The organism is Coprococcus phoceensis, from assembly GCF_900104635.1.
GTDB classification, from domain to species: domain Bacteria; phylum Bacillota; class Clostridia; order Lachnospirales; family Lachnospiraceae; genus Faecalimonas; species Faecalimonas phoceensis.
This window is the reverse complement of the sequence record NZ_FNWC01000007.1, coordinates 1168303-1186269: the sequence shown is the minus strand read 5'-3', so window position 1 is coordinate 1186269 and position 17967 is coordinate 1168303. Positions and strand designations below refer to the sequence as shown.

The following is a 17967-nucleotide window of genomic DNA, read 5'->3' as shown; positions in this document are numbered from 1 at the left end:
TAAATATGAGAGGTATGAATGCAATGAAAGAAGAAAAGTTTTTACCATTAGGTTCTGTAATTATTGTAAAAGGAAGTGTAAAAAAGCTTGTTTTGATTGGAAGAGGTGTTGTAGCAATTTTCAAGGGGGAGCAAAAATATTTTGATTATGTTGCTTGTACTTATCCAGAAGGCTTGATTGGAGAAAACGTGTTATATCTAAACCACGAGGATATTGAAGAAGTAATTCAAAAAGGGTTTCAAGATGAAGATGATTTCAGAATGCAAAAAAGTTTAAAAGAACATTTGGATGGATTATTAAAAATAGAAAATGAGTCATAAAACTTTTGCTTTCTGGACAGGGAGGTGTGATTCATGGCAAATAAAAATCAAGCTGCTATTTCATCTGCAAAATATGAAATTAATCAAGCAAACTATAGGATTTCAGAGTGTCAAAATGAAATTCAGGGATTAGAAAAGAAAATTGAGCGTTTGGAAGGTGCAAAACAGAAACTGCAGACTTATAAACTCAATATAGAGTCGGAGAAATTTGACATTACGCAAAAACTTTCATGTAGCAGTTGGAAAGGATCTAATAAAGAAGAGTATGAAGGAATTGCTGAGGAACAGCTTAAACCTTGTTATCAAACATATTATGATGAAACTGATCAAGCCGTAGATGCGATTATGGATGAAATCACAAGATTGGAAAATCAGATTTATGATCAAGAAGGAGTGATTGGCTGGCTAAAAAGTCAGATTAACTCTTTGGGAAATTATATTGAAACATTGCTTAATTAGGTAAGGGGGACTGTCAATGATTGAATTAAATAAATTAACTTATAATTCGAATGTGTCAGCGTTATCTGTAGCCAGCCAAGGTATTAAAAAAAGTAAAGAACAACCGGAAATTACAGGAAATATGAAATCTTTAGCAGCATTTTTAGAAACCTATCAGACTTTATCAGAACTGTTTGGAAGTTATAAAACTTTATTGCAGGAAGATGTGGGAAAACTACAAGATGTCAGTACCTGTATGACTTATGCAGAACAATCCTTAATAAAACGATAGACATTTAGCGGTTGGAACATATAGAATTTGAAAAGAAGCACCCAAGGAGGAGGTGTGTTATGGGATACCATGTGAAAATCGAAGAGTTGTTGGAAGTACAAAATCAGATGATTAGTCAGTTGAGTGAATGGGGAACACAATTAGAGACGGTTTATCAGGCATTAGAAACGATTGTAGTAACACCATGCATCCAAGGGGAAACCGGGAAAAGCATACAGAATTATATACAAGAAGTACATATTCCTGTGATTGGATCACTACAGCAACTCTTAACTGAGTTTCAGGTACGTCTTTCGGTATATGCAGAGGGATATTATGGAATTGATTCTTCTTATGAGGCTGAGATTCCACAAGAAATATTGGAGGAACAACAGCAAGTATTGGAGAATGGACGGGAGGACTTTGAAAATTTACGGGAAGAAATTAATAGCGTCATTTCCAGTGTTAGTGATATTGTTTCAGTTGTCCAGCCTTCAGGTTTGGCATTAGTACTTTCTTATCAGTTGATGGAAAGTCGTGTTAAAACTTTAAACAGTGACATTGGTGATTATGAGGAAACACATCAAAATGATACGCAGAATATGAACTCTATGCTGGAGTCTATAAGGTCTATTTTGATAGCAAGAACAGGAAGTCCTGCTATATCAGTAACCAATTATCAGGCTGGTTCTATTGCAATGCTACCGTCATATCAAAGGCTGCAGATGGAATATGAAGCAAGTGGAAATTTTGTAGCTCAGAACATAGCTCAGTACGAAGCTGCAATGAAAAAGTTTGAAGATAAAATGAACGATAAACTTGCTGATGATAGGAAAGCAGAAGGATTAAAACAATTTCTTTCAGGTATCGTATCTGTAACGGTGGGAACAGCACTGATTTTCGCAACTGCGGGTGCGGCTACCCCTATTGTGCTTAGTGCAGCTGTTGTAGGAGGAACATCTACATTATATGGATTATCGAATGCAACAGAAGGAATGAACAATATATCCCTGGGTTTTTCCGGTGATGGATTTGCAGTAGCAGAAAACCCTATCCGTGATACACTGTTTGCAGGAAATCCGGAATTATATTATACTATAGGAAATGCCAGTACTATGATTTCGGCAATGGCATTACCGATGAGTGGTATTTTAAAAGGGGCAACAGGTGCTGCAAAATTTAAAACTATCGCCGTAGATGGTGGAAGGATATTGATTGGCAATGTGGCAGAAGATAAGGCTTATGATGTAATCTACCAAAGTACAGACAGCCGTATATTGGCAATGCTGGGAAGCAATGTGGTAGAAGGGGTTCTATCAGGAAACCCAGTGAATAGTTCGGTATCGGAAATTGGAGATGTGGCGAGAAAACCGGATATTATAAAGCAGACAAGTAATAAAGTAGATAATCTATCTAATTATATTACTGAGGAAATTCGTAAATCTGACAATTTTACAACATTAAGAAAAGTCACAGCCGAAGAAACTAATTCTTGGTGGAAAAATGTAATGGGATATGATAATCCACCATATAAACCAGGGACAATTGTTAAAGAAATAGAATTAACAAAAGATTCAACATTTGTTAGAGTGTATGATGGAGAAGTATCAGGTATGTATGGAGGCTGGGTTATGAAAGCAGAAGATATTGCAGGATTAACACCTAAGCAAATACAAGATAAATTTGCCTTACCATCTGTCCCTAAATATGTAGTAGATGTAAAACTCACAAAAGGAACAACTATTAGAACGGGAATAGTTAATCCGCTTGAAGGATGGGGAAATGGTGGAGGAGTACAATATGACTTAATGGGAAAAAGAATAGGTGAATTTTTAAATCCACGAGAATTACCATAATAGGAGTAGAAGAAATGAATAATATAATTAAAATTAACAAAAATGAATTACGTATTGATAAAAAAATAATGGAATTTAAGTATGATATTAGAGATGCTAAGGTGATTGACAATCAAATCATTGTATTATTATCAATACCATTTAATGTTGATGAAATAGATAATATATATGCAGTATCGTTAGATTGTAAAATTACTTGGAAAGTAGAAAGTTTAAGTATAATAAATCCTAACGGAAATAATCTACCATATGAGAATATGTTTTTTAATAATGGAGAGTTAACGGCAACAGATTTTTATGGTAGAAGATATTTTATAAATATTGCAGATGGAACAATAGAAAAAAGAGATATAGTGAAGTAAAATCTACAAATGTCTCTTTGAAGACTATAAGGAATATCGGGGATAAAACGGTCTAAACAAATGTCCGTATCCCAGTAGGGCCACAGACACCGGATTATTCAAGAGGTTGAAATAAGTATATTATAGCGGTATCAAACCATGATATCAATAGAAAGGAAATGTGAGATAACTAAATGTCCAATTATTCTACAAGAATGTTACAAATGTTAAAGTTTTTAAAAGCGAATATGTGCATTTTTATAAGGAAAAACAAATTGATTTTTTCTTTTTTTATAATATCTATAGTGGTTATTTCATCATATTTTTTAACGATGGATTGGCCTGAAATTTTTAAAGGAGCAGAACTATGGTTTGACTTTTTATTCCAACTATCTGTTGGTTATATAATAAATTTCATGTTTTATGTGACACAAGTTTATGTCCCTAATAATAGGAAAGAGGCTGTTGCAAGAAAAAATGTTTCTGTGCGATTGGAACAAATTGTAAGGTATATGCGAGATAATATATCGTCTCTTTCAAAGATTTATTTAGAAAATCATAAAAGTGATACTTATACAGAGGAAGAATTATTTAACGTGCTGTGTAAATTACGATTTTCAGATAATGTTAAGGTATTAGATACTGCCAGAACTACTCGAGAGAACCTTGTTTATTTTACGGTAAGAGAGTGGATTAGAGAATGCATTTATAAAACGGAAGATGAGATTGATAAATTATATACTAAGACTTCCCATACCCCAAATGGGACTTGTTCCTTGAAAATTCAATATTTCAGCTAACAAAATAGCGATTTATGCCACAGTAGCCAGTGGATGGAGTGCATTACGCAGATATTCCGGCAGTCTGGACTCAAAATCAGCAGTAAATCTAGCCAACTGTTCGTCACTAAGCTTCAGAAGTTCCTGAAGGCTTGCCATGAAAGCATCCATCAGGATGCTAAGTGAACGGTAGAAAGTGATATCTGCCATTTCATCTACCAGAAAAAAGAACAGTTCCCCTAGGGTTCGTTGATCTTCATTCTGTCTCTGCTCCATTGCAAGTAACATGTATCTGGTAAACACGATTGCTACGTGAGCAGTCAGTGCATCATAAGATAAGCTATGACATTCACCAATCAGATTCAGCATAGACTTGCAGGTCTTGAAAAAGACCTCGATTTTCCAGCGTTTGCCATAGATGCGGATGATTTCTTCTTCGGAGAGCGATGTATCTGTGCATATGAAAGCAAGCCAATCCTTACGATTGGCCTTGTTTCTTACGCAAACGATTTTTGCTGGAATGGGATTCTCTTTCCCTACCATCACATCAACAGAAAGAAGATACCTGGAACGGCCACGACGTTTCTTGTTCCTGGAATATATTTCCTTGATATTAAGCTGGTCCTCACCATAAGTGTACTTGATGCGGCTGCTTTTCTTGATCATGGCAATGACATCCATTCCTCTAGACTTAAGCGCAGTTATCTGTGCAGGATTGGAAAACCAGGAATCAAAAAGCACATATTCTGCAGAAAGCCCCGCAGATACAGCGGTATCAAGGAGTGTAAGCATTGCCTCCGGAGCTTTTGTCTGTGCAAGCTTACGACGCTTTCCGGCAAGAGTTCTCTTATCAAATGCCTTCACAGGGCCGATGATGTTCGACTCTTTGGATGAAGCCAGGAGACAGCTGTTTACAGGAATCAGCGTATTCCCATCGCTCCAGCTTACGGTCAGCATACGGAAGCCTTTCTTGTAGTTCATTCCCGTATGATCAAAGACTTTAGATCCCAGTTCTGTCTTTTTGCAGCTTGTACGATGGAACAGACTGTCGTCGATGATAAACACGTTCTTACGGGAGTCATCAGTAAGGTGCTTTAGATCATTCTTCACGATGTCAGCAGCAAGAAGTGATGTAAAACGGAGCCAGTTGGTTTTCGTAGAATTCAGAAAACGATAGAAGGTGTTCTTGGAAAACGCTTCTTTGAAGGAACCTGTTTTCTGTTGCATATACATACTTCTTCCAGTGAAAATGTTCCCCATCTTATACTTAAGCAGAGAAACAGAGGAAACGCCTTTCTCTTTGGTGCCGTTGCATTGCTTCAACAACCTGCCAACGTGATGCTTGATAAAAAACTTCTGGACACAATCAAGTAATGCTACCTCATTGCTATTGTTCTGTGATATACTGGACATGGCATAAATCCCCTTTTCTATTTTGGTTTTTCGACAATTCTATTATACCAAAGGAACGTATTTATGCCTTTTTAATTGGCTGAAATATTGAATTTTCAAGGTTAATCACACCTTATTGGTGTGGGAAGTTTGAGTTATATAGATATTATTCATTCTATATTTCCGAAGAACTCATGAGAATTCTTGAAAAAATTTTACATTCAAATTATCATTCGTTTATGAGAACATTGTTAGTTGCTCCTAATGACGTTGATTTTAGTCAATGCACTAATTTTCTTTTTGAATATTATATGTTAATATGCGAATTAGAAAACGTTAATAAGAAAGATTATTTAATAGATGTAAAATAGAGAGTAATGCGAATGGAATGATTAATGAGTAATCCAATGCAATAGTGTTTCTCTAAAAGTAGGATAGCATATACAGTCGCTCATATTTTTTCAACGCCGAATGATAAGAAAAAAATACACCAATTTCCTGTTCTTGGACGGAAATGCAACCATAGATGATCTACTAGATGAGATTAAAAATATGCTAAATTAAGCTTTATTACATAAATAGAAATGGATCTAACCAATCTCTGAGTATAACGGTTGAAAAATACAGAGTTTGAAAAGAAGCACCCAAGGAGGAGGTGTGTTATGGGATACCATGTGAAAATCGAAGAGTTGTTGGAAGTACAAAATCAGATGATTAGTCAGTTAAGCGAATGGGGGACACAATTAGAGTCCGTTTATCAGACATTAGAAACGATTGTAGTAACACCATGTATCCAAGGAGAAACAGGGAAAAGCATACAAAATTATATACGAGAAGTACATATTCCTGTGATTGGATCACTACAGCAATTATTAACAGAGTTTCAGGTACGTCTTTCGGTATATGCGGAGGGATATTATGGAATTGATTCTTCTTATGAGGCTGAGATCCCACAGGAAATATTGGAGGAACAACAGAAAGCATTGGAAAATGGGCGGGAAGACTTTGAAAATTTACGAGAAGAAATCAATAGCGTCATTTCCAATGTTAGTGACATTGTTTCAGTTGTACAGCCTTCAGGTTTATCTTTAGTACTTTCTTATCAGTTGATGGAAAGTCGTGTTAAAACTTTAAACAGTGATATTGGTGATTATGAGGAAACGCATCAAAATGACACACAGAATATGGACTCCATGATGGAGTCTATAAGGTCTATTCTGATAGCAAGAACAGGAAGCTCTTCTGTATCAGTAACTAATTATCAGGCTGGTTCTATTGCAATGCTGCCGGCATATCAAAGGCTGCAGATGGGCTATGAAGCAAGTGGAAATTATGTAGCCCAGAACATGGCTCAGTACGAAGAGGCAATAAAAAAGTTTGAAGATAAAATGAACGACAAACTTGCTGATGATAGGAAAGCGGAAGGATTAAAACAGCTTCTTGCAGGCATCGTATCTGTAACGGTGGGAACAGCACTGATTTTCGCAACTGCGGGTGCGGCTGCTCCTATTGTGTTTAGTGCAGCTGTTGTGGGAGGAACATCTACCTTATATGGATTATCGAACGCAACAGAAGGAATGAATAATATATCCCTTGGCTTTTCCGGGGACGGATTTACAATGGCAGAAAACCCTATCCGTGATACACTGTTTGCAGGAAATCCGGATTTATATTATACTATAGGAAATGCCAGTACTATGATTTCGGCAATGGCATTACCGATGAGTGGTATTTTAAAAGGGGCAACAGGTGCTGCAAAATTTAAAACTATCGCCGTAGATGGTGGAAGGATATTGATTGGCAATGTGGCAGAAGATAAAGCTTATGATGCAATCTATCAAAGTACAGACAGCCGTATATTGGCAATGCTGGGAAGTAATGTGGTAGAAGGAGTCCTGTCAGGAAACCTAGCAAATAGTTCAGTATCGGAAATTGGAGATGTAGCGAGAAAGACAGATATTGAAGAACTGGGGGATGACTTGATAGATTTGCGGAGAAAAGGCTTTGAGGGCGTAAGTAACCCTGAAAGACTTATTCCAGGAAAACCTGGAGTAGTTACAGGTGGTGATTCTACTAAGCTAGGTAAAAATATAATGGAATCAATGGGATTAAAGCGGTCAACTAAATGGACTGGACATCAAGCACAACATATAATCCCAGCAGAAATGGCAGATAATCCAATACTTCAAAAAATAGGAATGAATTTAGATGATGCAACAAATGGAATATTATTAAGAACGCCAGATGCTGAATTAAGTGCTATGTCAAGGCATAGAGGCTACCATTCAGTATATAATAATGTAGTAAGAAATCAACTGAATAAGATGGATATCAATCAGAGTGTGGACGTACTTCAAAAGCAAGTATTTGACTTGCAGAGTGATTTACGAAAACTACAAGAAAGTGGATTGCCATTGTATCCAAATCAAGGAGCAACGGTAGAATTATGGGAAAGAAGTTTAAGTAGAATTAGAAAGTAACAATTAAGGAGGAGTTCAAATGAATAATTCTAAAAAGGAATATGTACATAAATTGCTCTATAGTGAAAATAAAAAAGATACTATAGATGAAATTAAAAGTATAACAGATTCAGAGCTACTGCATATAATAGCAGGAAATTATAACTGGGACAATGGTTTTGAGATCCCATATAATATAATAAATAATAAAAACTGTGATTTAGGGACTGCTTTAATGATTTTTTATGATGCTGATGGATATAGAGCTTTAGAAAATAAGGAAGAATTAAAGAATCCGAATTTAAAGGAATGGGCTAGCTTTATTTCAGAAATAGAGGAGCATATTTTAAAAAATGAGTTTAAAGTTAATCACATTAAGTTTATTCCGCCATTAACAAAGGTTCAAATTTTTAAATTAAAGAAGAATAATCCTAATATAACTAAGGTGTTTATAGAAGAAACTGATGGCGATGTAGTAGAGATACCTAATATATAATAGTGAATGCATATATCCCTTGGCTTTTCAGGAGACGGATTTACAATGGCAGAAAATTCTCTCCGTGATACACTGTTTGTAGGAAATCCGGATTTATATTATCCTATAGGAAACGCCAGTACTATGAGAAGCACCCAAGGAGGAGGTGTGTTATGGGATACCATGTGAAAATCGAAGAGTTGTTGGAAGTACAAAATCAGATGATTAGTCAGTTAAGCGAATGGGGGACACAATTAGAGTCCGTTTATCAGGCATTAGAAACGATTGTAGTAACACCATGTATCCAAGGAGAAACAGGGAAAAGCATACAGAATTATATACAAGAAGTACATATTCCTGTGATTGGATCACTACAGCAACTCTTAACTGAGTTTCAGGTACGTCTTTCGGTATATGCAGAGGGATATTATGGAATTGATTCTTCTTATGAGGCTGAGATTCCACAAGAAATATTGGAGGAACAACAGCAAGTATTGGAGAATGGACGGGAGGACTTTGAAAATTTACGGGAAGAAATTAATAGCGTCATTTCCAGTGTTAGTGATATTGTTTCAGTTGTTCAGCCTTCAGGTTTGGCATTAGTACTTTCTTATCAGTTGATGGAAAGTCGTGTTAAAACTTTAAACAGTGACATTGGTGATTATGAGGAAACACATCAAAATGATACGCAGAATATGAACTCTATGCTGGAGTCTATAAGGTCTATTTTGATAGCAAGAACAGGAAGTCCTGCTATATCAGTAACCAATTATCAGGCTGGTTCTATTGCAATGCTACCGTCATATCAAAGGCTGCAGATGGAATATGAAGCAAGTGGAAATTTTGTAGCTCAGAACATAGCTCAGTACGAAGCTGCAATGAAAAAGTTTGAAGATAAAATGAACGATAAACTTGCTGATGATAGGAAAGCGGAAGGATTAAAACAATTTCTTTCAGGCATCGTATCTGTAACGGTGGGAACAGCACTGATTTTCGCAACTGCGGGTGCGGCTACCCCTATTGTGCTTAGTGCAGCTGTTGTAGGAGGAACATCTACATTATATGGATTATCGAATGCAACAGAAGGAATGAACAATATATCCCTGGGTTTTTCCGGTGATGGATTTGCAGTAGCAGAAAACCCTATCCGTGATACACTGTTTGCAGGAAATCCGGAATTATATTATACTATAGGAAATGCCAGTACTATGATTTCTGCAATGGCATTACCGATGAGTGGCATCTTAAAAGGAGCAACAGGTGCTACAAAATTTAAAGCTATCGCCGTAGATGGTGGAAGGATATTGATTGGCAATGTGGCAGAAGATAAGGCTTATGATGTAATCTACCAAAGTACAGACAGCCGTATATTGGCAATGCTGGGAAGCAATGTGGTAGAAGGAGTTCTATCAGGAAACCCAGTGAATAGTTCGGTATCGGAAATTGGAGATGTAGCGAGAAAGACAGATATTGAAGAACTGGGGGATAACTTGATAGATTTGCGGAGAAAAGGCTTTGAGGGCGTAAGTGAAGCTGATAAATTAAAATTAAGTTCTTGGAAATACGCTCCAGATGAAGAACTATATTTAAAGTATAAAGATGTATTTGATAACCCTAAGTATTACAATCAAACAACAGGTGAAATAAATTGGCCAGGTCAACATGGAGATAAAAATACAGATGGATTTCTTAATGGTAAATTCGATGAGGTAACTTTAAAACCAGGAGAAAAAATTGATAGATATGGAACTGATTATGGTTCTTTCGCTTCGTCAGAAGGAATATCTTATGGTCAGAGAGCATTAGCACCAGGAACAGATTTAAAACCATATAGTGTATTTGAAGTTCTTAAGCCAATGAAGGTAAAGGCGGGTGAGATTGCACCGTGGTTTAATGAAACTGGTGGAGGTATACAATATGTGTTACCAGATATAATAGATGAGTTATTAGATGCGGGAATAATAAGGAGAGTAAAATAAAATGACAATAGTTGAGTTGGAAAAAGAATTAAATAAAATAGGAGTTCCCAAAGAGTTATACTCTTTAATGATAGGTGGGTTTCCTAATGAAAAGTTATGTATTGTTAAGGAAGAAACATGGCAAGTTTATTATAGTGAGAGAGGTCATAAATCTGGATTAAAGGTATTTGATACAGAAACAGAAGCTTGTGAGTTTTTTTTGAGAAAAATGAAACGTTATTCAACCATATAATATTTATCATTATAAAAAGTATAGATGCATATAGAAGGAATATGGATTCTTGGAAGGTTAAAGGAACATATACAGAGAGAGGGGTATACAGACTGTTTCGCAAATATGTCGATAAACAGGAATATCCTTCCTATCAAGGTTGGAAACAGGACATGCTGAAAATGGGGATTTTATTAAAAAATCCTAAAACAGAGCAGACAGTAAAAAGAAAGGCTGAGCATATAGTAACAGAAATCTGTATTTCGGTGAAGACGATTGAAGATGCCTGTAACCTTGTGAAACAAGCATATAAAGATTCCGATTTATGCTTGGGAGAACTTTTTCGGAATATAGAAATTCAAGGATTGAGCATTCAGGAAGTCGTGGAAGTATTTTCTGTATTGTATCGTGAACTAGAAAATGACAGAGTCTGTCGTGTGAATGTGGAAGAAAATTTTTTTACATTTATATCATAGAAATTTGATGACGGTTGGGGTATGTCGGTGACATGCCCCTAAAAAATACCGTTGACAGCCAATTACGCAATAAAAAAGGCAATTTATACAAAAAACCTTGTAGTTTTACCGGGGTATATTATTCTAAAAGAAAAAGGGTGGGAATACCAATGATAAAAATTGCGATATTTTACCAAAAAGAAAGTAAGCTCCTGGATGATATCCGAAAGGAAGCGTGTCAGTCAGATAACGTATATGCAATCTACGAGTATTCTACGATAGATGCTTTTCGCAAAGCAAATGAAGAAAGCCCTATGGATATTGTGTTTGTGGAAGATACTACAGATAATTGTGGACTGGCGGTCGCCAGGTATATCAGAGAGAAAGAACAAAGAACTTCTTTCTACTTTTTCGGGAAATCTGCTAATCGGGCTTTTTACGGTTATGAATATAGAACGGCATATTATTTGACGGAAAAAGAACAAGTGGAAAGTTTAAATATCTATCAGCACTTTTTCAAAAAGTATTTTCCAAGGAAAACGATTTTCCTGTTTGATCAGGGCATGGATTCTGCATGGGCTATGTGTTTGTCTGAAGTAGTTTATATTGATTTAAGAACAGGGGATATTTATACAGAAAAAGGAGAGAAAAAATCGGGTTATATACTGACAGAAAAAGTATTGGAAACAATACGAAAAAATCCCTCTTTTTTGAATGTTTCCGGGGAATATCTCGTCAATCAGGATTTTATTATAGGCGTGGTTGGACTAATAATTCATTTGTATCAGAATAAGAGAATTTTATGCAAAGAAAAGGAGATAGATACGCTTAAAGCCTTTCTTTGGAATATGGGACAAAAAGAAATTTTATAAGAAACATCACACATACAATATATAGAAAAATGGATTGTAAAACGCTATATATTGTGTTATTATAATAACGAATATATTTTTACAAATGGAAAGATTTGTAGTTAGTATTTCATTTTGGCAGAAGCCAAAAGCAGTATTTTAAGGAATATCCTAAGAAATATAAAGAGAGACATGAAAAATCGTATGGTTTTTTGTGTCTTTTTTTGTATGTAAAAAAGAAAGGAGGAAAAATTTAGTTTTTTATAGTAAACATTACAGTTGTATGAAAGGAGAATAACCTATGAAAATTATTTGTAAAAAGGCAGATTTAGTAAAAGCAGTTCAGACAGTATCAAAGGCGGTTCCTATGAAATCATCCACCACTATTTTGGAATGTATTTGCACATTTCGGATAAACGGAGCCCCTTTCCCGCGTCAGCGGTGTAAGAGGCTCGCACCAGCGGTGCGTTATCAGTTTGTTGTTACTTGTTAATAGGTTCCATATCTCTCATGTTCTTACCATTCATCTCCAAACGATAGGCTCCACTAAGCATGCGTGCAAGGCACGCCTCTGCATAAGTATGATCCTGAAACATGTCATACCAGGCAGGTACAGGGAACTGAGAGATTACAAGGATGGATTTATGAGGATCTCTGCTGTCGAATACCTCAAATAAGTTTCGGCACTTATTAACATCCATGTTCATCAATCCAAAATCGTCAACGACAAGAAGATCATAGCCAGCGAACAGATTCAGTTCTTCTTGATAAGTGTCGAGTTTTTCTGCTTTGGACAACTCATTTATCAACTGGCTAGCCTTCATGTACCGGACTGTCTTGAACTGCCGCAAGGCACAAATACAAAGTGCATTGGCAAGGTAGCTTTTACCGGAACTGGTTTTTCCTGTTATGACAAGATTTTTTCCCTGTTCAATCCATTCACATTTGGAAAGTTCCTCTATGATGCGCACATCCAGCTGTCGTTCCGGATTATAAAGCGTTTCATCCAGATCAGCAGCGGGATATTTCAAGGTTGCCTTTTTGATAAAACGATTCAGTTTCTTGAAATAGCGCAGATTCCATTCAGCATCTACGATACGCTGTATTTTTTCTCTGAATGGAAGAAGTTCTGCATTGGGATCTGCAAACACTTCCTCCAATGCTTCTGCCATACCGGAGAACCGCATACTTTTAAGCTTACTGCAGATTTCGTAGTCCTCTGTGGAAAGTTGGTTTTTATTTATCATCGATACTCCTCCTTCCCTCGTAAGTTACTATGCTCTGGAAGTGAGGATGTAGTCGGTACCGAATGATTGTCCTGCATATTTTTCAGGAGCTTTTTGAAATAAGAATACCTACAGGCATTACTTTCCACGCATGTTTTTGCGATATCTTCCAGCAAAAGTCTGGATTGATTCTTACACATATGAAGAATGCCGTTACAACTATTATAGGCTTGTTCTTCGTGCTGAGGTGTAAGAAGCACGGAATCAATAAGTTTACCCATATATGGACCGATACTCGAGGCCCATCGTCTGTAATAAGCGCCATCTTTAGAATTCACTTCTTTGTAGTATTGATGCTCTAGAGCCATGTGCTCCGGCTTGGTGATGTATTTGGGAAAGTCTTTGTAGGACCTTCTATGGGTACAAATCAGCTTGTTATTCCGGTCGCAGATTCGTACCTCTGCCATTGTAGCCTTAAGAATTGCAGGCTGATTATAATACGTGTACAATACTGAATAATAGTGGTCATCATACAACAGATGGTAATTATTCGGTACACGGGCAAAGTATTTATAATCACACAGCGAGAAGGATTCACCGGCAAGTGGCTTCATCTGTGGTTTGTCATATCGAAGGAAACTTTCCATTTTGGAAAGGGACTGGGAGGTCCTTTTCTCGTTGTTGATGTCCGCTATTTTTTGCCGTACATCACGATTGATATCTTCGATACTGTAGTAAACTTTTTCTTTCAGGTCTTCCAACAGATGTGTCTCCAGAAACTGAACGTACTTCTCCACCGTTGGTTTTCCCTTCGGCTTGCGAGGCGGTGGTGGAAGGATTACTACATCGTAGAAATTCTCTAAGTCCTGATAGACACTATTGATTACCAGTTCATCCTTGGTATGCTTGGTGATTGCAGTTTTTAAGTTGTCTGGTACGAGATATTTAGGCACTGCACCATAGGACTCCAATGCATGAACAGTACCGGCAATGAAGTTGGGCAGTTTTTCATCCTCAAAGGCTTCCGCATAAATAAGGTTGCTTACTCCAACAGTTGTAACAAAAAAATGTACCTTTTTTATTTCACCAGTTGATGAATCCACAAGAATTTCCGGTTGATCACCGACCCAGTCGATGTAAACCTTTTCTCCTGGAATCCGTTCCACGACCATGCTGACAGCTTCCGAGCCGTAATGCTTTTCAACGAAGCGTTTAAAATACAGGCAATACTGTGTATATTGATAACCGGAAGGACAGTCCTTCTTGTATTTCAGCCACAGATAAAAGAGATTTGCTTTGCTTCCTGGCATAGTTAGCCGCTCATAGACGGCTTGGTAATCAGGCATAACGGAATCATCTTTTCTGCGGAGGTTTTCGGGTGGAAAGAATAGATGTTCCACTTCCTCTGCCGACATTTGTTTCAGCGTATCAAGATCTTTGCCGGATTCTTTGAAGCGGTTCATGATCAGAGTAATTGTGCTGCAGCCAACTTTGTATCGGCTACGGCAATCATCATAGGATATGCCACGTTGACGCATATCGATGATTCCAAGAATTGTAGTACAGTTTTGCATAATTGTATGCTCCTTTCTCATTTGTTTTTACCACGAGAAAACTATACCACAATAAGTCTCACACCGATATTCCGAGCAGGTACACCGGTGGAACAATGTGCTCACACCGTTTCAAACGAAATATTCACACCGGTCGGGCGAAATTTGCATCTTAGCAAGAAAATATAAAATATCGAATTCCGTTGGTGTCAGGCTGATTTCAGAACCTTTCATTAGGATTTTCCGACTCCTTGGATGAATTTCCAGATCACCGATCAGAAGTTCATCCGAGTGTACACCAATAGCCACCTCTGTATCTTCTAAGGCTCCTAATAACAGCGAGGATACTTCACCGCTTATCATGTCCTGAATACCGGAAATCAGTTCTTTTGTATAAGCACTTTCCGGCGGTTCCCTTAATAATTTTTCCAAGAGCCAGATTTCAAGGGTATGATCCATGGGAATATAACTGATATTCTTTTTCATCATGAACGCCTCCTTTAAATTAACTCTTGATATTTGTTCTTATAAAAATATTTGGTTACGGAACTTAGCAGCATATAGAAAAATGCCACATGCAGCAAAAAGGCAAAATACCAAAGCGGTAATTTTGTCAGTCCAAACAGTGATGCCCCGCTGGTAAAAGTAAGGGCTGTAAAAGCAAGAATCCCTACCAAAGTAATAGAGATGACCGGTGCAGATGCCCTGCTTTGGAGAAACGGGATTTTGGCAGTACGCAGGAAATGCAGGATCAAAACCTGTGTCCACATGGACTCCAAAAACCAGCCTGTCTGGAATAAAGCAGCGTACTGAAGTTTCAGGGAAGGATCGGTAAGCTGCAGGTAAGTTGCCCCTCCGCACAGTGCAGGGCATAGGAAATAATACAAAAACAGGAAAGTCACAATATCAAACAGGGAACTGATCGGTCCGAAAGAAAGCATAAACTGCTTCAGTGTGTTGCCGGACCAGTCTCTTGGGGACAGTATCTCTTCCTCATCTACATTGTCTCATGGAAGTACGATACACAGCGTATCATATAACAGATTCAGAAGCAGGATCTGGATGGAGGTCATAGGAAGAAACGGTAAAAATGCACTGGCACAAATGATGGAAAAAATATTTCCAAAGTTGGAACTTGCGGTGATTTTAATATACTTCAGCATATTGGTAAAAGTCTTTCGCCCTTCCAGGACACCCTGTTCCAATACATTTAAGTCTTTTTGCAGCAATACAACATCAGCAGCATCTTTGGTGGCGTCCACTGCTGTATCTACAGAAATCCCTACATTTGCCTCATTTAGTGCAGGAATGTCGTTGACCCCATCCCCAAGAAATCCAACGGTATGACCATTCTCTTTGAGTGCAGAAACCAGACGCACTTTCTGACCGGGAGTAAGCTCTGCAAAAACATGGGTTTCTTCTACCACCTTTTTCAGTTCACAGTCTGTCATTTCATCCAGTTGGGTGCCAGTTAGGATATGTTCGGCAGAGATTCCAACCCGGCGGCAGACGGATAGTGCAATGGCTGTCTGATCTCCGGTCAGGATCTTCGGGATTACTTTTAATCTCTTCAGTGCTGTTACGGATTCGCCTTCCGTCTGTTTTGGGGCATCGAAGAAAAACAGATAACCAACCAAAGTCATATCCTTTTCATCGTCAGGTGTGGTTTTCTTTCGTCTTCCCACTTGTTTCCGAGCCACAGCAATAACCTTCATCCCATCCTGCAGCATTTCCCCTACCACACAAAATACGCTTTGTCTGGCATCTTTTTCCATAGGAAGTCATGTTCCACGATATTCTACATGACTGCATCGGGAAAGGATGTGTGCAATATCTCCTTTCATAATCAGATGGCTGTTTCCGGTACTGTCCTGCACAAGGGTACTGACAAACTTACGAGTATAGTCAAAGGGGATTTCATCTTCCTTCTGGTATTCTGTCAGAAGCTTGGCATAATGGATTTCCCTGCCTGGCATGGATTTACAGGCAAGAATGGCATTGTCAATGGGATTACGGACGCCGGAATGATAGGAACTGTTCAGATAAGCCAGATCTAGGACATCTGTATTTTCATTGCCCAGAATATCCATATAATATTCCAGCAGGACACTTTCATTGGTCAGTGTTCCTGTTTTATCCATACAAAGCACATCCATGCTTCCAAAGCTCTGCATGGCGTTCAGATCTTTGATGATGGTCTGTTTTTTACCCATAGCAAGGCTTCCTTTTGCAAGGCAGGCGGTGATGACCATGGGGAGCATTTCCGGCATCAGCCCTACCGCTACAGACAGTGCGAATGCAAAGGATTCCAGCCACTTTCCACCTGTGATCCCCAATATAAGAAATACAATGGGAACCAGAACCGCCATAAACCGGATCATGACCCAGGCAATGGAATTGGCTCCTTTTTGAAAAGCATTTTTATCTTCAGAATTAGGTTTGGTAAATCCACCGTATAGAGTATCCCTTCCTACAGCCAGCACGATGCCTTCCCCTTTTCCACTGATAACTGTGGTCGCCATAAACGCAAGATTTTCCAATTGTGTTATGGGTTCCTGCTCTTTGTAACAAAGTGTACAGCAGCTTTTTTCCAAAATGGCGCTTTCTCCAGTGATAGCGGCCTGGGAAATAAATAGATCGGTTACCTTTGTCAGCCGGATGTCCGCTGGAACATGATCACCAGCAGAAAACAGAATCAGATCGCCTACTACTAATTCTTCACCGGGAATTTCCCGTAGTTCCCCATTCCGTCTTACGGTAACCTTTTCGTGAATCAAACGGTCAAGCTGTTCGGCTGTGCTTTTCGCCCGCAGCTCCTGAATTAAACGGATGATACCGCTGATTACAATCATGGAAAAAATGATAAGGGCAGTAGTAGCATTCCGTGTAAAATTAGAGGCCATAAAAACATCGGTAACAAGAGAAACAATACCTAAAATAAATAGAATCACATGAAATGGATTAATAAACGCTCGCCGCAATCGCTGGATGGTGGTATCTGTTTTACGTTCCTGAAAACTGTTTTTGACATATCTTTCCCGCATTGCATCCACCTGTTCTTTGGATAGCCCAAGGGCAGATGTACCAAGATCCCGGTAGATTTCTGGCGGCTTACAGTAAGCGTACTTTTTGATACGGCTGTCAAATAGTGTTGCTTTCGACAAAAATAGATTCCTCCCTTCGCAGTATAAATAAGAATATTTTAACATAGAGTTGTGAAAATGACAGATTTATATTCTTGCTTTTTTCTTGCGATTCGTCGGAGGGATATATTTTAAACGCTACGACCTTTTCAGAACAGGTAAAGTATGGCAGAATAAAATTTTTTTAGGAGAAGCATTATGGCAAAACAAAAAACGGG

General features: G+C 38.0%; 16 protein-coding genes and 2 pseudogenes. 13 read left to right on the top strand and 5 right to left on the bottom strand.

Annotated features, from left to right (window positions below; genetic code table 11):
• Positions 1-14 precede the first annotated feature (14 nt).
• The 6 genes from BQ5364_RS09410 (at position 15) to BQ5364_RS09385 (ending at position 4026) form a co-directional block, all read left to right on the top strand.
• Positions 15-320: a DUF4176 domain-containing protein gene (locus tag BQ5364_RS09410; RefSeq protein WP_235837155.1), complete on the top strand. Its 306-nt coding sequence runs from the start codon at positions 15-17 to the stop codon at positions 318-320.
• A gap of 33 nt (positions 321-353) precedes the next feature.
• Positions 354-779, top strand: coding sequence for a DUF5082 domain-containing protein (locus tag BQ5364_RS09405; protein ID WP_021739116.1), 426 nt, complete (start codon positions 354-356; stop codon positions 777-779).
• 16 nt (positions 780-795) lie between these two features.
• Positions 796-1050, top strand: coding sequence for a hypothetical protein (locus tag BQ5364_RS09400; protein WP_004612655.1), 255 nt, complete (start codon positions 796-798; stop codon positions 1048-1050).
• Between the two features lie 59 nt (positions 1051-1109).
• The gene (locus tag BQ5364_RS09395; RefSeq protein WP_071144185.1) at positions 1110-2885 is read left to right on the top strand and encodes an LXG domain-containing protein; all 1776 of its coding nucleotides are present in this window, start codon (positions 1110-1112) and stop codon (positions 2883-2885) included.
• 14 nt (positions 2886-2899) lie between these two features.
• A complete protein-coding gene (locus BQ5364_RS09390; protein ID WP_071144184.1) occupies positions 2900-3247 on the top strand; it encodes a DUF7957 family protein in 348 nt (115 codons plus the stop codon).
• A gap of 194 nt (positions 3248-3441) precedes the next feature.
• Entirely contained in the window at positions 3442-4026 is a 585-nt protein-coding gene (locus tag BQ5364_RS09385; protein WP_136017815.1) for a hypothetical protein, read from the top strand.
• Positions 4027-4038: 12 nt separating this feature from the next.
• Here the strand turns inward: BQ5364_RS09385 and BQ5364_RS09380 are convergent, their stop codons facing one another.
• A complete protein-coding gene (locus BQ5364_RS09380; RefSeq protein ID WP_071143765.1) occupies positions 4039-5418 on the bottom strand; it encodes an IS4 family transposase in 1380 nt (459 codons plus the stop codon).
• A gap of 641 nt (positions 5419-6059) precedes the next feature.
• Here BQ5364_RS09380 and BQ5364_RS17465 point away from each other — a divergent pair.
• The 7 genes from BQ5364_RS17465 to BQ5364_RS09345 all read left to right on the top strand — a co-directional run bounded on the left by BQ5364_RS17465 (position 6060) and on the right by BQ5364_RS09345 (position 12320).
• Positions 6060-7877: an AHH domain-containing protein gene (locus BQ5364_RS17465; protein ID WP_083382795.1), complete on the top strand. Its 1818-nt coding sequence runs from the start codon at positions 6060-6062 to the stop codon at positions 7875-7877.
• Between the two features lie 19 nt (positions 7878-7896).
• The gene (locus BQ5364_RS09370) at positions 7897-8352 is read left to right on the top strand and encodes a DUF4274 domain-containing protein (RefSeq protein ID WP_071144182.1); all 456 of its coding nucleotides are present in this window, start codon (positions 7897-7899) and stop codon (positions 8350-8352) included.
• Between the two features lie 152 nt (positions 8353-8504).
• Positions 8505-10310: a glycohydrolase toxin TNT-related protein gene (locus tag BQ5364_RS09365; protein WP_071144181.1), complete on the top strand. Its 1806-nt coding sequence runs from the start codon at positions 8505-8507 to the stop codon at positions 10308-10310.
• Between the two features lies 1 nt (position 10311).
• Complete coding sequence (locus BQ5364_RS09360) at positions 10312-10542, top strand: hypothetical protein (RefSeq protein WP_004612644.1); 231 nt, start codon at positions 10312-10314, stop codon at positions 10540-10542.
• 41 nt (positions 10543-10583) lie between these two features.
• A complete protein-coding gene (locus tag BQ5364_RS09355; protein ID WP_004612643.1) occupies positions 10584-10997 on the top strand; it encodes a hypothetical protein in 414 nt (137 codons plus the stop codon).
• Between the two features lie 149 nt (positions 10998-11146).
• A complete protein-coding gene (locus tag BQ5364_RS09350; RefSeq protein WP_022250345.1) occupies positions 11147-11848 on the top strand; it encodes a hypothetical protein in 702 nt (233 codons plus the stop codon).
• Between the two features lie 280 nt (positions 11849-12128).
• Positions 12129-12320, top strand: coding sequence for a hypothetical protein (locus tag BQ5364_RS09345; protein WP_071144180.1), 192 nt, complete (start codon positions 12129-12131; stop codon positions 12318-12320).
• Here the strand turns inward: BQ5364_RS09345 and BQ5364_RS09340 are convergent.
• The 4 genes and pseudogenes from BQ5364_RS09340 to mgtA form a co-directional block, all read right to left on the bottom strand.
• Positions 12310-13074: an ATP-binding protein gene (locus BQ5364_RS09340; protein WP_071144179.1), complete on the bottom strand. Its 765-nt coding sequence runs from the start codon at positions 13072-13074 to the stop codon at positions 12310-12312. The two genes, BQ5364_RS09345 and BQ5364_RS09340, sit on opposite strands and share 11 nt — an antisense overlap.
• The gene (locus BQ5364_RS09335) at positions 13071-14627 is read right to left on the bottom strand and encodes a Mu transposase domain-containing protein (RefSeq protein WP_071144178.1); all 1557 of its coding nucleotides are present in this window, start codon (positions 14625-14627) and stop codon (positions 13071-13073) included. The genes BQ5364_RS09340 and BQ5364_RS09335 overlap by 4 nt, the downstream gene beginning before the upstream one ends.
• A gap of 150 nt (positions 14628-14777) precedes the next feature.
• A pseudogene (locus BQ5364_RS09330) lies at positions 14778-15092 on the bottom strand (winged helix-turn-helix domain-containing protein); the annotation flags it as partial.
• 14 nt (positions 15093-15106) lie between these two features.
• A pseudogene (mgtA, locus tag BQ5364_RS09325) lies at positions 15107-17770 on the bottom strand (magnesium-translocating P-type ATPase).
• Between the last annotated feature and the right edge of the window lie 197 nt (positions 17771-17967).

Coding starts and splice junctions, on each gene's coding strand:
- BQ5364_RS09410 (WP_235837155.1), top strand. CDS start 15: ATGAATGCAATGAAAGAAGAAAAGTTTTTACCATTAGGTTCTGTAATT.
- BQ5364_RS09405 (WP_021739116.1), top strand. CDS start 354: ATGGCAAATAAAAATCAAGCTGCTATTTCATCTGCAAAATATGAAATT.
- BQ5364_RS09400 (WP_004612655.1), top strand. CDS start 796: ATGATTGAATTAAATAAATTAACTTATAATTCGAATGTGTCAGCGTTA.
- BQ5364_RS09395 (WP_071144185.1), top strand. CDS start 1,110: ATGGGATACCATGTGAAAATCGAAGAGTTGTTGGAAGTACAAAATCAG.
- BQ5364_RS09390 (WP_071144184.1), top strand. CDS start 2,900: ATGAATAATATAATTAAAATTAACAAAAATGAATTACGTATTGATAAA.
- BQ5364_RS09385 (WP_136017815.1), top strand. CDS start 3,442: ATGTTACAAATGTTAAAGTTTTTAAAAGCGAATATGTGCATTTTTATA.
- BQ5364_RS09380 (WP_071143765.1), bottom strand. CDS start 5,418: ATGTCCAGTATATCACAGAACAATAGCAATGAGGTAGCATTACTTGAT.
- BQ5364_RS17465 (WP_083382795.1), top strand. CDS start 6,060: ATGGGATACCATGTGAAAATCGAAGAGTTGTTGGAAGTACAAAATCAG.
- BQ5364_RS09370 (WP_071144182.1), top strand. CDS start 7,897: ATGAATAATTCTAAAAAGGAATATGTACATAAATTGCTCTATAGTGAA.
- BQ5364_RS09365 (WP_071144181.1), top strand. CDS start 8,505: ATGGGATACCATGTGAAAATCGAAGAGTTGTTGGAAGTACAAAATCAG.
- BQ5364_RS09360 (WP_004612644.1), top strand. CDS start 10,312: ATGACAATAGTTGAGTTGGAAAAAGAATTAAATAAAATAGGAGTTCCC.
- BQ5364_RS09355 (WP_004612643.1), top strand. CDS start 10,584: ATGGATTCTTGGAAGGTTAAAGGAACATATACAGAGAGAGGGGTATAC.
- BQ5364_RS09350 (WP_022250345.1), top strand. CDS start 11,147: ATGATAAAAATTGCGATATTTTACCAAAAAGAAAGTAAGCTCCTGGAT.
- BQ5364_RS09345 (WP_071144180.1), top strand. CDS start 12,129: ATGAAAATTATTTGTAAAAAGGCAGATTTAGTAAAAGCAGTTCAGACA.
- BQ5364_RS09340 (WP_071144179.1), bottom strand. CDS start 13,074: ATGATAAATAAAAACCAACTTTCCACAGAGGACTACGAAATCTGCAGT.
- BQ5364_RS09335 (WP_071144178.1), bottom strand. CDS start 14,627: ATGCAAAACTGTACTACAATTCTTGGAATCATCGATATGCGTCAACGT.